Raw genomic sequence first — 15,587 nt, 5'->3', positions numbered from 1 at the left:
TAAGGTGGCGACAGGAATATGCGATGCGCTGGAAACGCGGAAGACGCAGCGGTAATGTCGAAGATAGAAGAGGAAACGGCACTCACATGGGTGCCAGCGCAGCCCCGGCACTCTTGCGAGTGTTACCCGTGCTACTGCGCAGCAAAGTGGGCCGCATCCTACTTATCGGTGGTGTCGTGGTTATCTTCGGCGGCCAGATACTGGGATTGGATACCCTTTCACTGCTGACCGGTGAACAATCCGGTCATAGTCAGGCTCCACCAAGGCAAGCCGCAGGCGACGACGAAATGGTCGATTTTGTCTCTGTGGTGCTGGGCGATACCGAGCAGACCTGGCAGCAGTATTTTTCGCAAATGCAGCGGGAATACCGTTATCCTAAGCTTGTTTTGTTTACCGGTAGTGTGCGCTCTGCCTGCGGTCGGGCCAGTGCAGCGGTCGGCCCATTCTATTGCCCCGGTGACCAGAAACTTTATCTTGATCTGTCTTTTTTTCAGGATCTCGCGCAACGGCATGGAGCACCGGGGGATTTCGCGCAGGCTTACGTAATCGCTCACGAAGTCGGACACCACGTGCAAACGCTATTGGGCATAAGTGAGCAGGTGCAGCAGGCAGGTGAGGGTCGCGGCAAGGCGGAAGTTAACGCGCTCTCTGTACGTCAGGAGCTCCAGGCAGATTGTTTTGCCGGCATCTGGGGTCATGCCGCCAGTCGCGAGCGCCAAATGCTAGACCCTGGCGATCTTGAAGAGGCTCTTCAGGCGGCGGCGTCCATCGGAGACGACCGCCTGCAACGCGAGGCGGGACGGGCAGTGGTGCCGGACAGCTTTACCCACGGCACGTCGGCCCAGCGGATGCGTTGGTTCAAGGCTGGCTTTGAGACCGGCGACCTCAACGCCTGTGATACCTTCTCTGCAGAACACCTTTAGAAAGAGGCCCTGAATCGCCTGACGCGCTGATCTTCCTATCCCCCACTGTTCCGCTGCTGCACGTTTGTTCAGCACGCGAACTGACATGGAACGAGTGCTCAAGACCGGCAGGTGTTCGTACTTTATGAATCGGCATTTAAGCCGAACCCCGGTAAAGCCCCTTGCCTGATATTTTCGGTAAATTAAAGGCCGACACCAAACCGGGCTGATGCTCCACGACGGCCGGAATGGCATTCACGATAGCAGTCGCCGTTTGTATCACTCCGGCCACAGCATGGTCACCGTGCTTGTCTTCCATATCCATATTGACTACCATTTTTGGCTCACCCTCGATGGTAATTCGGTAGCCTTTGCCCTGCGGCCATTCAGGGGCAATGTCATCAGTAATCCGGGTGATATGTTCTAACACGATCGCATCTTTACCATCAATAACGCCGCGCACCTCGAAGCGCATGGCACCTGTCGTGCCCTTTTTGAACATGCCCATTGCGTTTTCAGTGTCGGCATCCAGCGGCAGACGCTCATGGACCTCATACACTTTCTCCAGCTCTACTCCCAGCCCGGCGGCAACGGATCGGACCGCGCCACCCCAGCCCAGTGACAAGGCGCCAGGGGCAAACAGCATGCACTCATGGTCGATGGGATAGCCAAACCCCATGACTTCCCGGATAGTATCTTCCTGCTCATAGGTGGCATAGTTGATGATTTCCTGCATACGGATGCTGGTCCAATATTCTGACAGGCCCGTGAACACCAGAGGCATCGTATCATTGGCGAACCCGGGATCAATGCCATTATTGAAGCAGGTAGTCTGACCCTCGTCGCAAGCAGCCTTGACCGGCTCCGCCAAGAAAGCAACATCCGGGTTGTCCGGTTCTTGCAGCATGAACAGGGAACTCGCCACTACATTGACGCCCTGCTGCAAACAGCGCGCCTGATCCTTGGCCGCTTCCATCATGCGAGTCTCAGAATGCGCTGTGTAGCATACGCAGTCGGGTTTCAGGGCCAGCATCGCGTCGATGTCGGTAGAGGCAAGCACACCGGTGGGCGCATCAAGGTCCGCCAGTTCGGCAACGTCCTTTCCCGCTTTGTCGTCACTGCTGACTATGTGCCCGACAAGGCTTAGCTCCGGATGATTTACAACCGCACGGATCGCGTATTTTCCAACATTGCCGGTACCCCAGGTGACAACTTTGTATGGCATGGTAGCTCCTGTTACGTTAGTTCAGCAGGGTCAATTTTGATTTTCGTTTTCTCGCTCCGGGGAACATCCCCCGCAGGCTTGCAACCACATCATTTTTCAGACCGCGCCCATTGTTCGATCTTAGCGATTATTTTTACCTCAAAGAGAAAAATGCGTCCTGATTACGAACAAAGCCAGCGAAAACCCGTAGGTAGTTTCATTTTTCATACGCTTCTCGCCATTTTTTGCTAACTTACGTTACTCGGAGATTATTTACCGGAGACTCCATGAATCACCTGCTGATATCCGTTTTAGCCATGATCCTCATCGCTTGCAGTGATAGTAGCAACGAGAGCGCACTTGACCTTGTCTCGTTCAAAGACGCCCCTGGGCCATTGAATGTCGGCCAGCGAACAAATGTCGTCATACGCGATGCGGCGCGAGGCCGTGACGTGACGGCTACTTTCTGGTACCCCGCCAACGGCGAAAATCACGAGCTCACAAGCGCCGAAGAGGGTGCCGCATTGATCAGCGGTGACGCACGATTCCCGCTCGTGGCATTGGTGCATGGGATCGAAGATAACGCACCGGCAACATGGCCCTATCTCGCGCCTCATCTGGCAAGTCATGGTTATGTAGTAGTGGCTCCCAGCACGGGCAGCACGTTGGCCAGTACCGGGGACTTGGTGAATCATCCGGGGGATGTAAGTTTTCTGATTGATGCAGTGTTAGGTGAGAATGATACAGAGGCTATGTTCCTGAACCGTATTGATGACAATAAAGTCGCTGTGGGAGGGTTTTCTTTTGGTGGTGCCGCCACTTATCTTCTTGCCTATGATCCACTTTATAGCGACGCCAGAATAGACGCCGTCATCTTGATGGCGGCGCTAGGAAGCGAATCCCCTCCCATAAATCCGGCCATCAGCCTGTTAGCCCTTTACGGCACAGAGGACATATTGATTCCCTATAATTCAGGGCTAGCTATCTATGAGGCCGCCAACCGGCCAAAGTACCTGATTACCCTTGAAGGAGGAGGACATGTAGGTTTTACCAGCTCCAACGAAGTAAACATTGGGGCGGGCATGGAGCAAGAGCGACAGCAGGCCTTAGTAAGACTTTCGGTTTTTGCTTACTTGACCTCTGTATTTAACAGAGAAGAAAAAAACCGAATTGCTGCACAGGACTTTCTGAAAAATAAATTGGCGCAGACCAGCACAGATGTCCTGGTCTACGCAGAACTCGAATAATTTTACTAAGAGCATCAGTTAGACAGAAGAAACACTGGGTGAAAAAATCATCAACGCCCTTCGAAATTGATCGGCATTGTCTTGATACCATTCACGAAAAAATCTCGGACAAAGCTCACTGGCTCCGCAAACGTGGGGTTTCGAAGCCTTGGTATCAGCTCCTCAAACATAACCTTCATTTCAAGCCGTGACATATGAGCGCCGATACAAAAATGCTCTCCATTTCCGAACGCCCTGTGTTGGCTTGTAAGCTCTGGTCGCTTCCTAAACCTCTCTACGTCGAACTCTTCAGGATTTTCGAATATCTCGGGGTCGTGATTAATAGCCTGCCAATTAACCACCATCTTGTCCCCTGATTTAAGCTGACGACCGTCAATTTCTGTATCCTCCATCACCGTGCGGCGCATTTGGACAAAGGCGGGGTTGAAGCGCAGCATTTCTTCTACTGCAAACGGGATGAGCTCAGGGGCATCAACGAGTTTCTGTAACTGTTTTGGGTGCTCTATTAGCAGACGCATGCCATGAGCGATTACGGAGCGAGTGCTTTCATTACCCGCAGCAATAAGCATTAAGAAAAAAAGCTGGAATTCCTCAGGCGTGAGCTTTTCGTCGTTTACCTTTCCATCTAATAGGGCTCCGACAATGTCTGTCAGCGGCTCCGATTCGTGCCGTTTGGCAAGTTCTTCAGCATATGCATAGACCTCAATAGCTGCGGCCTGAGACGCAGCCACACCCTCCCCTCCGCTCATGTCCTCGTCTTCGGTAAAAATCATGGTGTTTGTCCAGTCGAAAAACTTTTTCTTATCGGACATAGGGATACCGCACAATGACATTATTGCGATCAACGGTAATTCCGCCGCCACTTCGGTGACAAATTCGCAGTGCTGTTTAGTGACAACACGTTCAATGGTTTCTTTTGCGACTTCTCGAAAACGCTCCTCGTATCCCTCAACAGCTTTCGGAGTAAATGCATTTCGCACGATTCTTCGATATTTGACGTGTTCGGGAGGATCCATATTGACAAGCATTAAGCGGGAAAGAGCAATTTCCTCTTCAGGCATCTCTTTAGGCAAGATGGTTTTAGCTGCACTGGAGAACAACAAAGGGTTCTTGCACACGTAGTCCGCAATCTCGCGCCGGGTGACTGCCCAATAGGGAACTCCGGTCAGAGGGTCCTCTATGAATGCCAGTCCATTAGACTTTTCCCGAACATCCGCAAACACCCGGTGGTGATTTCCATCCATATAGAGATCAGGGTCGAGCAGATTCTGGAATGGGCAAGTAGCCATAGTGTGTTCCTTAATTGCGAGATTTTCTGGTGTTGCAGTGTACTCTGCTGTGAGGAAAAAAATAACACTGCTTATTGAATGCGATGATGCGCCGCGCACCCCGCGCTGAGTTTACACAACATACTTGGAATCTTTCAGTATTGGAATAAAGCGCTTGTAGGAAAACAGCCTCTTCAGCGTCGGTAGCTGTCATACAGGGAGGGTGAACTTCTCAGCGAGACTGGCAGCACTCAAGCTGATGGCTACCTGCGATGCGTGACATTCACCGTATCCTCGGAAAGTGGCTCACACGCTTAAAAAACCACGCCCCCATTCCCATTCACTGCATAACGAGTTGAGTCTCGATATGCAGCGCGTTTCGTCGGAGACACAGGTTAAAATGCAGTAGCCTGAGTATCGGCAGAACGCGCCGCCACAGGGGCGCCTCAGTAGCTGTCTCGATAATATCCTGCGGAAACACACTCTTGTAACGTGGAATATTATATTTGGCGCGAATGTCTTCCAGGGAACTATTCCATTCATCCTCCCAGTTAATATCCATCATGCACGGGCTGTTACGCCCATGCTCCAGGCCCTCACTGATAATTTGCATCGCAACGTTAAAGCCATGGGGCTCTTTAAACGCACCAATTGCCATGCCGACGGCAAGAAACATCGATGAATAGTTATGCCCGAACTGTGCGAGCTGAAATCCGGAAATAGCGATCTCGCCGGAGGACGTGGTTTCATAGCCCGCCACCAAGTGCCACACTTCGTGCATCTGCAGAATCCTTGCATTCAGGTAATGCAAGGCGCGCGGCAGCTCCTGCAAACCAATGTCGTCCCGCTTCAATACCTCTGGATCGTATCCATTATCGAGAATAAGGCGATGCAGCGCGTAACCAAGACTGTCCTCGGGGCAAGTCGCCAACGGACTCATATCCGTATAGCCCGGAATTGGATTACGCTGTGCGGCAGCAGCACCAGGATGATTCAGAGCATGTTGCTCGGCAAGGGTGCCAAAGTCCTCGTGCAGGGCGTCGCCCAGTGCAGCGACCGCAACCGTGATACTAATGGCATCATAGCCTTCCTCAGGACCGTCTACGGTAGCCCAGAATGTCTCCCAAAACGTCGCCTCGATAGGCGCTTCGGGGAGCCCCCGGGGCACCTCTGGTATGGGGCCTCGACCAAGCCATGCGCTCGCAATAGCGTCACAGATAGCGGGGCAGGCATCGGGGCAGGCAAAGGCGGCCCAAGCCATTGCGGCGGTCAGCTGCAAACGCCCCTCTCGCCGGCCTCGCTTAGCATCTGCAACCGCTCGTTGAATGGTGTCACTGTCGGTGTAACGCGTAAGTTGTTGTAGTTTATCGCGGCTGCTCATGACTCCTCCTGAAAAAAATCGTCAGTAAAACCCCTACGGTGAGAAAAAATCAACCCGGGCCCGGCGCTCGAATTTTTCCTCTATCTCCAAGATTATTACAACTCGCCACGGGTTCAGTGGCTCTATCCAGTTAATCGCGCACAGAACTCTCGCCAAGTTAATCGACTGACGTTAGTCAATCGGGCGACGGATGTTCAGCTACCATCATGCGCGCTGTTGTCCTTGCGGGCGAGCGCAATGACTCCCGCATAAATTAGCCATGGCGCCAACAACCAGGGCACCTGACCTTGAAACGTTATGGTGCGGTCACTGAACTGAAACAAAGTAGGGTTCAACCAGGGGCCTCCGGGCGCAAGCGGCGCCCAGGACAGTGGCTTCCCCGCAGCAAGCTGATCATGATACAAGAACATTTCGACTAAAATATTCTGGCCGAGGCACCAAAGCATAAAGACTGCAAATGCCCCCCAGTGCCACGACTGGAAGACCTGAGCATTCTTTCCCGCAGTGAGCCACATAAGCCATAATCCAACCAGCGTGATAGCACCCGCATCCGCCAGAGAGTTGAGCAACCAGTTAATATGAATCGGCAAAAACTGAGTCAACACATCAGTCCGGCGCAAATCCACAGGGTCACCAGCCACTAACCCGTAGGTGAACCAGATTTCCCAGCCGAACGCACACAGCAAGAAACTACCTACATAGACGCTAGTCGCCCAGGCGGGAACCTTGTTGCGACTTCTGAGCCAGGGCAGTATCACCAAGGGTAATAGTGCGCTCATGTATACGACCAATATTACGCGAAGATGCTCGGGGGACATTCAGTTTTCCTCGATGTTGGCGCAACCAGGGCGGCTACTAAAAAACCCTGCTAATTTAACGCGGCTCCAGCTGAAACTGCACGAGCAAATAAGCTTGCATACCGCCTTAATGATTGCCGAGAGCACGCTATCGAAGCTCAATTTCTTTGACAGCGTCCGAAGGGCAGAACCCTCTTGTTTTCTGGGCAATCATGGTGGCCCATTAGGAACGGTCAATCGCTGGTTTATTTCAGCTAATTTTTCTGGCGCGATCTTGAACGCCATTCTGTTGTAAGTCATCAGCCCATTAATCTCGCTCTCCACATCTGTTGTCTGCGTGTATATGGCGCCTGCCAGACCTCTCGGCCTCAGGCTTTCTATTATAGACAGTACCGCCAGATATGCGCCTTCGAAATCCTTATCGTCATCAAAATTGGAATAGCCCCAGCCATCGACCGCAGAGATATGGTCCTCTATAGGCAAGGCCAGACCACCAAACTCGCCATATATTACTGCCCGACCATTCGGGAGCTCTTCGACGAAGTCTGCTTCACGGAGATAAACATGCAAGTCGAGTACATCTCCGATACCTGTATCAAACCAGCCACTGGGACCGCCGGTTATGCGGTGTGGATCGCGCTTCTTTACCTCGGCAAGCACCTCATCCGTATCGAACTGTCCCCATGCTTCATTGAAAGGGACCCACGCCACAATACTCGGAAAAAATTCAAGATAATCCATTATCTCTTTCAGCTCTTGTTTATACAGCGCTTCTGACTCCACTGACCGATCAAGATTCCTCAAGGGCTTGCCTGTCGAGTGGGCTGAAAAAATATCGAGGGCCTGTCGAAAAACCTGACCATACCGCTCACCCCCCCCATCGCCTGTTGGCATATCTTGCCAGACCAACACCCCGATTCGATCCGCATGCCAATACCAGCGTGCCGGCTCAACCTTTACATGCTTACGAATGGTGTTAAAACCCATTCGTCGCGTTGCTTCAATGTCAAATGCAAGCGCTTCGTCAGTAGGCGCAGTATACAAACCATCCGGCCACCAACCCTGATCGAGTAGACCGAGGTGAAAAATGGGTTGTCCGTTCAAAAACAGACGGGTGATTCCCTGACTATCTTTTGCCGTCATCACTTCCCTGGCACCAAAATAACTAGTCACAGAGTCCAGCGTGATCCCGTCACGTGCCAGCTCGATTTTAACGTCATACAAAAATGGGTCGTCAGGCGACCAGAGGCGTAAAATTTCTGGCGCGATGCGCAATTCGGCCTGATTCTCAATAACAGAAGCTCGCCCCTGTGCCACGATTTCATTGCCGCTGTAAACCGTGATATCCAGATTATCGCTCGAGGTTGCTCCACGCGTTTTCAGTTTGAGCGTTACTTCTCCTCCTGCCAGATTCGTAACACTTATCATGCTTTCAACACGACTCTCAGGTACAACCTCTGTCCAGACTGTCTGCCAAATACCACTTACAGGCGTATAGCGTATGCCATGCGGGACCAGATGCTGTTTCCCGTATGCTCCGGGGCCGGTGTTCGTCGGATCCCATACGGCGACGACCAGCTCCTGTAATCCCGATGGGCGAAGCGCATCTGTGATATCAAAACTAAAGGGAACGTAACCCCCACGATGGCTTCCAAGCCTGCTGCCATTCAGCCAAATCTCCGCCTCCCAGTCCACCGCGCCAAAATGCAGGAGCAGGCGATTTTCCGCATCCATGACCTGCGCAGTAAACGTTTTCTTGTACCAGAGCCGCTGGATCGGTAATAGCGTCTCTGCCACACCTGATAGAGACGATTCGATGCCGTAGGGGACAATTATTTCATCAGAAAAATTCTCAGGCCGCACCCCGTCTTTGCTGGTAATGGAGTACTGCCAGCGGCCATTCAAATTCTGCCAGTTATCCCGACGGAGCTGGGGCCGCGGGTATTCCTTGAGAGGGGCGTCGGGATTTACTTTTTCTGTCCAGGGCGTGGAAAGCGCAGTCACCTCGACTGGACGGGTAAATGTGTAGACCTCGTAACCCACCACAACCATTATCCCGATGAGGACAAGGGGCAGGGCAAGTGCACCCGCAATGAGAAATCTTTTCATAGGCTTGACAGTCCGGAATCAAATTCCGTTAGCGCGCCACTGTACCCTGTCCTGATCCCTCCTGCCAGTAAACAAGCACGAACCGCGAACGGTTTCGTCGGTCGTAGGTTAGCCATCGGGTTGCCTGAGGCTCAAACGCTGGCCGTCACTGCCGCAATCCGTTGCCAAAGCATTTATTTACACTATTTCAATGAATTAGATGGCTCTTAGTGAACCGACCCCGGTCAATCCTCGCACCCTCGCGAACACCTGTCCGGATCGCGTTGAGGCACCCAGGCAGCACAGAAAAATCGTGCATCTAAAAAGAAATTCGATGCGGCTCTAGCGTTAACGGGTTTTTCTCGCCTGTTCGATCTACCTGCGTGGCCCTTTTTACTTTCAATTGTTAGCCCGTGAGCACGTTCTGTTTGGAGTTTTTAGCTGGGCGAGAACAATCTTGCGATTTTTCTCGCTTGACGTTCACCTGTAACATTTTTTGTTTGTTTGAGCCGGACAAATTGCGGGGTTCACTTTTAGTATTCGTCGCTGCGACAAACGCCATAGCGACGTTTTTTACCGACATTACCGCGATTATAAAGTGGTTTTAGATCAATGAGGCGAAGCCCACTTGCTCTCCACTGCAGGAGACGTTTAGTAGAAGCGCTGTATCCATCGCATAATGGAATGCTAGTTTTTTGCTCGCGCGTGTGTGGCAGACTGAAAGACGATCTCGCCTCGCGCGCTTAACAAAAGAAGCAACCCTCGCTCAATCTTCCACTTCGCAACATCACTAACGGCCGACAGAAATCGCCTCTCTTGCTCGCCCAGCGACTCAATGCACACTCGCCTAGTTGTCGCTAATTCAGACAACGTGACTTGACCATGCGAGAGCTCGTATTTACCCACAAATTGATTGCAGCTGGCATTTCCCCTCAACGTTCCGTTTTTATCGAAAAGAAAATAAGCAGGACTGCGGTCAATCACTGGCCGTTCATGAATGTACTCAACATACCAAGAGTTGCCGACCAAACTGGACTCGGCGAGAGCCGCATCATCAACGTTTTTCATGCTGCACGCTGCGGCAGTGAGTGCAACAACGAGAGACATGAGCGCGCTGGAAAATGAAAATATTTTTTGAGACACCGTTTTCTCTCTTCAAATCCGCCAAAAGTAGCCAGTGCGAATAAACCTCGAGACACATCTGTGACCGGATCAGTCACTCGTATTAATTAGCATCGAGACTAACATATCGGCGTGCGCCTCCACCATGCTCTCCTCGCACGGATCTACGTGAAACAGTGCCTGGCACTCGGAAGCGAATGAAAAAATTGTCGCGGTCGCACTTATCATTATGTAGTACCAATGGACGAACGCTTCTCTATCCAGACCCCGGGTTTCCTTGACCAGCTTTTCCATAGCCGCGGTCGCAGGACGGATATGATTATCTATCATGTAAAGCATGCGCCAGCTATTTTGTGTTGCTTCCTGACTCATCAGGCGGCTGAGTTCCGGATGCCGGGCATGAAAATAAACGTAGAAACGCACGATGAACCCCAGTCGTTCGCTGCTCGACATTTCCTTCAAAACAGCCAGTCTCTGATCGAACTCCGACTTCATTACACCGTAGATGGCATCAACGACAGCCTTCCAAAGCGTCTCCTTGTCGCTAAAGTGATAGGCCAGCAAGTTACGTTTCACACCAGCGGTGACTTCAATCTCCCTCGCGGACACTCCGTCGAAGCCCTGTTTGGAAAAAAGCTCCTTGCCCGCATCTATCAATTTGCCTCGCGTTATCTCAGCTCGCTCCTGAGTACGGCGGACACGCTTTTTGGGCAAGACCGCCCTGTGTGACGGGGTATGGGCCATGATGGGATCCTTCTACTGGCAGCGAGCGCGACAGCCTTCGTTATGCACGTTTTATCATCGCCGTTCAACCCTTCCATCCTGCCATAAAATTGTTGACTAGACAATTTACAGTCACTATATTTGCCATTGATCAAGTTTATAGGATCCCGTGACACCAGCGCAAATGGGTGTAAGCCACGACAGCGTGATTCCGCACAGACCCGACCCACAATACAGGGAATCAGACATGCATCGACTCGACCGCAGCTTAAACAAACAGATAATCTTGGCGATCGGCGCTCTACTCGCTGCTAGCGCTGCGGCGAGCGCGGAAGCGGTATTGGAAGAGGTTGTGGTAACCGCTAACAAGCGAGAATCCAATTTGATGGATACTGCCGCCGCCGTCAGCTCATTTGACGCTTCAATGCTGAACGAACTGGGTATTGATAATCAGTATGACCTCGCTGGCTATACACCCTCGCTAAATATCGCTCCTAGCAGAATTGCTATACGGGGCGTCGGGCGCCCCAACCTTGCACTCGGCTCTGACCCGGGCGTTGGTATCTACTGGGACGGCGTGTACACCACAGAGACAGACCTGTTCAACTTTTCTAATTTTCTGGATATCGAACGCATCGAGGTTGTGCGTGGCCCACAGGGCACCTTGTATGGGCGCAATTCGATTGGCGGCGCATTAAACCTCTACAGCATTCAACCCGACACGGAGGACTGGGGAGGTAAGGTAGTTGGAGAACTGGGCAATCATGGCTACTGGGTTGCGCAGGGCCTGACCAGCGGACCAATCACCGAAAAGCTGTCCGCGTTGTTTGCCTTATCTCAAATCAAACGAGACGGTTTTCAAAGAGATATCTATTCAGGCAAGGATTACGATGATCGGGATAATTTCTACGGCACGATTACACTGGCTCACCAGACCACCGACCGCTGGCGTAACAGTTTCAAGGCCAGCAGTGCTGACTCTAACTTCCATCAAGACGCTGGCTACATCCTTACCCCCTATAATACGGGTTTAGTGCAAGAGGTCTTCAACACCAGTCCTCCGGGAGAACAGCTTAACTTTGTTAGCACCTATCCGGGAAATAGCTTTGTAAACCCCAATCAGGGGATGACTATCGAGAACCCTGCCTTGCAGGACAATGCCGAAAGAGTGGCGGTAGACACTGTACCCTCAACTGATAACGATCGGGATTCCTATGTCTTTATTAGCGAGTCTGACATGGATAACTATTCGCTGAAATACACCGCGGGCTACTCAGAGTTCAGGTACAAGCGAATAAACGATGGTGATGTGACAAATGCTCGAGACTCCGGACTCGATTACAGCCAGATGCCGCTGTCGTCATTCGGCGGCGCAACAGTAGATCAATTTACTGGCTTTGCACTCACTCCATCAATTGTGTCCGAGCCTTACAAACAGGCGGCGGATACTTGGTCACATGAATTACAGCTCATCACTGCACTGGAAGGACCCCTGAATTATATTACCGGCTTGTATTACTTCGACAACAAAGAAACACAGCGGCTATCCTACATTGAGAACAACAGTGAGCTGGTAGCAAATTACACTTTTCTCGGCAACCTCACAGGCTTGCCGACCGACCCTGACGGTATTCTCTACAGCGGAGACGGCAAACTGGAAACCACGTCTTACGCTGCCTATGGTCAAGTAAACTGGGACTGGACTGCCAGAACGATGCTGACTTTGGGCGTGCGTTACTCCTATGATGAGAAAAAGGCGCGAGACAGTACCTATGTCCAGTGGGTCATACCCGACAACGCCAAAACTCCGACCACCGATCCAACCACGGTCGACCGAAACGATAAAGAAAGCTGGGACAAGCCAACTTGGCGTCTGGGTGTAGACCATATTCTCTCAGACGATCATTTTCTCTATGCCGTAGTCTCCTCGGGCTACCGGTCTGGAGGATACAACCTGCTCGCTCCAAATCAGAGCGCAGCGCTAGATACAGTGAATCCGGAAGAACTGATCTCTTACGAAGTGGGGTACAAGGCTACGCTGTTTAATCAGCGCTTAAATATTACGTCGGCCGTTTACTACTACGACTACGATAACCTGCAGGTACTGAACGTCCAACTCACCAACGGCGTGAGCGTAGCGACCTACGAGAACGCCGCTGACGCAACAGCCTGGGGTATTGAGAATGAGGTCAGTGCCTTGATCACAGACAGTCTTTTTCTCGGCGCAACGTACTCCTACAACAATTCTGAATACGACGACTACAGCTCAATCGACAGCACGGCGTGCAATCTTGGTCCCGAACGTGTGGGCAATATATCCGATCCCCTTTGCACAACTGCGCTGGATCTCAGTGGCAATGAATTTCCTCTCTCGCCAGAGCACAAAGCCTCCGCCTACCTGACATACCAGTGGAATCTATTGACCTTGGACTGGAGTGCGACTCTGGGGTATCAGTACACCAGCAATCAGCAACTCACGCCGTTTAACAACAGCCTCTACGACACGCTGGATAGCTATGATCGCTGGGATCTGCGAATGAATATTTCTGATGCGGAACTTACTTGGGAGGTTACTGCCTTTGTGCAGAATATTTCTGATGACCGAGACGAGATATTCCGTCCACGGCCAAGCCCTGTATCCGGGCTTGCTGCGTCGACGCTGAGCGATCCACGGACCTATGGGCTAAAGCTTACTTATAACTTTTAGAGGCCGACAAGTGAAAATGTGGGCCCGCAGGGTTTTTATGCGATCGCTATGACAGTGTCGCCAACGAGTCACTGTTAAAGCTATTAATAGATTCTGTTCGGCCCTCGCGAACTTTATTGGGCCATTCAGGGTCTTGCAGTAGAGCGCGACCAACAGCGACCAGGTCAAAATCGCCCCTCTCAAGCCGGGATAGCAGATCATCAATCGCTCGAGTCTCACTCGATTCATTCATCGCGATCGCACCGATAAAATCTGCACTGAGCCCTACGGAACCAACAGTAATAGAGGTTTTCCCGGTCAGCTTTTTGGTCCAGCCAGCAAGATTCAAATCACTGCCGTCGAATTCCGACTCCCAATAACGCCGAGTTGAACAGTGAAAGCCATCAACGCCCGCATCAACGAGCGGCTGCAGAAATAGTTCTAACTCTTGAGGTGTAGCCGCCAACTTTGCCTCGAAGTCTTGCTGCTTCCACTGGGAGTAACGCAAGATAATAGGAAAGTCTGAGCTTGTGGCCGCCCTGGCCGCCCTGATAATTTCAGCAGCAAAGCGACCACGATTATCCATGCTCCCGCCGAATGCATCGCTGCGCTGGTTCAGGCCTTCCCAGAAAAACTGGTCGATCAGATAGCCATGCGCGCCATGAATTTCGACACCATCAAAACCAAGGCGCTGTGCATCCGCTGCCGCGTCGGCAAAGCTGGCTATAACTCGTTCGATATGTTCGCCTGTCATTGGATCGGAAACTTGCTTTCCGGGTGTCTGCAACCCCGACGGACTAGCGCTGGGCGTGTCGGGATTATTCATTTTTGCCGGATTACGAGCACTTCCAACATGCCAGAGCTGTGGAAAAATCTTGCCGCCCTCGCCGTGTACCTCCTCCACGACTTTTTTCCAGCCAGCCAGCGCTTCTTCCCCATGAAAGGTCGGAATATTTTCCCCCATAGAGGCAACCGCATCATTAACCGTAGTTCCCTCAGTAACGATCAAACCGGTACCGCCCGCTGCTCGGCGCTTGTAATAAGCTGCGACGTCATCATCCGGTATTCCCTGCGGGGAGAACTCACGAGTCATAGGAGCCATAACAATGCGATTTTCGAGTGTAAGCTTGTTCAGCGTATAGCCGCTGAAAAGACTGTCTAGCGGGTTGCTCATCATAAATCCTTGATCGTTTTTCAAGTGTGGTAACGCGTCGCAGAGCGACTGTAATCGTTCCACAGACACCGGCGCAAGACGTAACAGTTTTACCGTGTTCGAGAGTGTAAACTATTTTTACCGTATTACTATATTGCATACCCGGCGTACGTCATTTCCTTCCGCTATTCTCCAAAATACGTGTCCATGCACGGTCCTGCTCCGCGGCACATTAACGCGGAGTCCAGTGCACCTGTAAAAACCGGCCTGACGAGACGTGCCTGAGTGACTTTACTCAAACACCGTGCTTTGAATTCAACAAAACCGCACTATTCCTTCCGCTGAAGATTACCTATTTGACGTTTAGTTCACTGTTGTTCATTGATTTGAAGAGAAATTTGTAATGCGCCTGCCAGCCTCGAGATAGCTGCATAGCAGCGGCACGATGGGCGTGGTACATTCCCTCTAGCCATACCCCTTACCAGCATTTTCTATATGGAGTGAGCAGCGCTATGAAATCCAGTTTCGACCAGTTCTGTATTAACGTCAGCGACCTCGATCGCTCCATTTACTTTTACGAGACGGTGCTTGGTTTCAAAATTACTCATCGTATCGAGCAGCCCGGCGGAATGAACGTCACCGAAGTGATTTTTGAGGGCGACAGCGGTAACCGCCTGCAGATCGCCTGCCATCATGATCAGACCGGATCAATAGATCATGGCAATGCCCTGTGGAAGTTTTATATCAGCACAGACGATTGCGCGGGCCTTTACAAGCGCTGCATAGAGGCGGGGGCGGAGTCCATGGTAGAGCCCAAGCGCCTCGAGGGGTGGCCGGTGACCGCTGCTTTCGTCAAAGACCCAGATGGCTATCAGGTTGAACTTCTGGAACATCATGCCGAGACACCACCCAATCAGTAGCTGGGCGCAAGAACAAAGGCGTTACCGGGAACGCTCTGTTGTCACTAAATACCCCTTCTCCCAGTAATCAGCGCTACACCGGCCTAGCGGCCTACT

The 15,587-nt window shown here is 51.8% G+C and carries 12 protein-coding genes; 4 read left to right on the top strand and 8 right to left on the bottom strand.

The annotated features are described in order from the left end of the window. Nucleotides 1–23: 23 nt before the first annotated feature. Nucleotides 24–923, top strand: a complete 900-nt coding sequence (gene ypfJ / locus EYC82_RS14660) for a KPN_02809 family neutral zinc metallopeptidase (protein WP_279250289.1) — start codon at nucleotides 24–26, stop codon at nucleotides 921–923. Nucleotides 924–1,059: 136 nt separating this feature from the next. Here ypfJ and EYC82_RS14655 read toward each other — a convergent pair whose 3' ends face one another. Next, on the bottom strand, nucleotides 1,060–2,127 hold the full coding sequence (locus tag EYC82_RS14655) for an NAD(P)H-dependent amine dehydrogenase family protein (protein ID WP_279250288.1): 1,068 nt from the start codon (nucleotides 2,125–2,127) through the stop codon (nucleotides 1,060–1,062). 266 nt (nucleotides 2,128–2,393) lie between these two features. On the opposite strand from EYC82_RS14655, the gene EYC82_RS14650 reads away from it, so the two are divergent. Then, complete coding sequence (locus tag EYC82_RS14650) at nucleotides 2,394–3,353, top strand: alpha/beta hydrolase family protein (protein ID WP_279250287.1); 960 nt, start codon at nucleotides 2,394–2,396, stop codon at nucleotides 3,351–3,353. A 50-nt stretch (nucleotides 3,354–3,403) separates the two neighbouring features. On the opposite strand, the gene EYC82_RS14645 is transcribed toward EYC82_RS14650, so the two are convergent. The 6 genes from EYC82_RS14645 to EYC82_RS14620 form a co-directional block, all read right to left on the bottom strand. After that, nucleotides 3,404–4,741 (bottom strand): cytochrome P450, encoded by a 1,338-nt coding sequence (locus tag EYC82_RS14645; protein ID WP_279250286.1) that lies wholly within the window; start codon nucleotides 4,739–4,741, stop codon nucleotides 3,404–3,406. Nucleotides 4,742–4,961: 220 nt separating this feature from the next. Then, nucleotides 4,962–6,002: a Coq4 family protein gene (locus EYC82_RS14640; RefSeq protein WP_279250285.1), complete on the bottom strand. Its 1,041-nt coding sequence runs from the start codon at nucleotides 6,000–6,002 to the stop codon at nucleotides 4,962–4,964. 194 nt (nucleotides 6,003–6,196) lie between these two features. Further along, a complete protein-coding gene (locus EYC82_RS14635; RefSeq protein WP_279250284.1) occupies nucleotides 6,197–6,781 on the bottom strand; it encodes a hypothetical protein in 585 nt (194 codons plus the stop codon). A gap of 228 nt (nucleotides 6,782–7,009) precedes the next feature. Further along, a complete protein-coding gene (locus tag EYC82_RS14630; protein WP_279250283.1) occupies nucleotides 7,010–8,908 on the bottom strand; it encodes a glycoside hydrolase family 2 protein in 1,899 nt (632 codons plus the stop codon). A 666-nt stretch (nucleotides 8,909–9,574) separates the two neighbouring features. After that, the gene (locus EYC82_RS14625; RefSeq protein ID WP_279250282.1) at nucleotides 9,575–9,955 is read right to left on the bottom strand and encodes an META domain-containing protein; all 381 of its coding nucleotides are present in this window, start codon (nucleotides 9,953–9,955) and stop codon (nucleotides 9,575–9,577) included. A 144-nt stretch (nucleotides 9,956–10,099) separates the two neighbouring features. After that, a complete protein-coding gene (locus EYC82_RS14620) occupies nucleotides 10,100–10,753 on the bottom strand; it encodes a TetR/AcrR family transcriptional regulator (protein WP_279250281.1) in 654 nt (217 codons plus the stop codon). Between the two features lie 226 nt (nucleotides 10,754–10,979). On the opposite strand from EYC82_RS14620, the gene EYC82_RS14615 reads away from it, so the two are divergent. Further along, the gene (locus EYC82_RS14615) at nucleotides 10,980–13,439 is read left to right on the top strand and encodes a TonB-dependent receptor (RefSeq protein WP_279250280.1); all 2,460 of its coding nucleotides are present in this window, start codon (nucleotides 10,980–10,982) and stop codon (nucleotides 13,437–13,439) included. 46 nt (nucleotides 13,440–13,485) lie between these two features. Here EYC82_RS14615 and EYC82_RS14610 read toward each other — a convergent pair whose 3' ends face one another. Further along, complete coding sequence (locus EYC82_RS14610) at nucleotides 13,486–14,592, bottom strand: NADH:flavin oxidoreductase (protein ID WP_279250279.1); 1,107 nt, start codon at nucleotides 14,590–14,592, stop codon at nucleotides 13,486–13,488. Between the two features lie 491 nt (nucleotides 14,593–15,083). Between EYC82_RS14610 and EYC82_RS14605 the strand changes: the two genes are divergently transcribed. Next, nucleotides 15,084–15,491 carry a VOC family protein gene (locus EYC82_RS14605; protein ID WP_279250278.1) on the top strand — a complete coding sequence of 136 codons (408 nt, stop codon included), beginning with the start codon at nucleotides 15,084–15,086 and terminating at the stop codon, nucleotides 15,489–15,491. Nucleotides 15,492–15,587 lie beyond the last annotated feature (96 nt).

The sequence above is a fragment of the Candidatus Marimicrobium litorale genome, from assembly GCF_026262645.1.
Taxonomy (GTDB): Bacteria; Pseudomonadota; Gammaproteobacteria; order Pseudomonadales; family Halieaceae; genus Marimicrobium; species Marimicrobium litorale.
Note: the sequence above shows the minus strand (reverse complement) of the source record. Positions and strands in the feature narration are given on the sequence as shown.

Coding starts and splice junctions, on each gene's coding strand:
- EYC82_RS14620 (WP_279250281.1), bottom strand. CDS start 10,753: ATGGCCCATACCCCGTCACACAGGGCGGTCTTGCCCAAAAAGCGTGTC.
- EYC82_RS14625 (WP_279250282.1), bottom strand. CDS start 9,955: ATGAAAAACGTTGATGATGCGGCTCTCGCCGAGTCCAGTTTGGTCGGC.
- EYC82_RS14655 (WP_279250288.1), bottom strand. CDS start 2,127: ATGCCATACAAAGTTGTCACCTGGGGTACCGGCAATGTTGGAAAATAC.
- EYC82_RS14610 (WP_279250279.1), bottom strand. CDS start 14,592: ATGAGCAACCCGCTAGACAGTCTTTTCAGCGGCTATACGCTGAACAAG.
- EYC82_RS14640 (WP_279250285.1), bottom strand. CDS start 6,002: ATGAGCAGCCGCGATAAACTACAACAACTTACGCGTTACACCGACAGT.
- EYC82_RS14615 (WP_279250280.1), top strand. CDS start 10,980: ATGCATCGACTCGACCGCAGCTTAAACAAACAGATAATCTTGGCGATC.
- ypfJ (WP_279250289.1), top strand. CDS start 24: ATGCGCTGGAAACGCGGAAGACGCAGCGGTAATGTCGAAGATAGAAGA.
- EYC82_RS14605 (WP_279250278.1), top strand. CDS start 15,084: ATGAAATCCAGTTTCGACCAGTTCTGTATTAACGTCAGCGACCTCGAT.
- EYC82_RS14650 (WP_279250287.1), top strand. CDS start 2,394: ATGAATCACCTGCTGATATCCGTTTTAGCCATGATCCTCATCGCTTGC.
- EYC82_RS14630 (WP_279250283.1), bottom strand. CDS start 8,908: ATGAAAAGATTTCTCATTGCGGGTGCACTTGCCCTGCCCCTTGTCCTC.
- EYC82_RS14635 (WP_279250284.1), bottom strand. CDS start 6,781: ATGAGCGCACTATTACCCTTGGTGATACTGCCCTGGCTCAGAAGTCGC.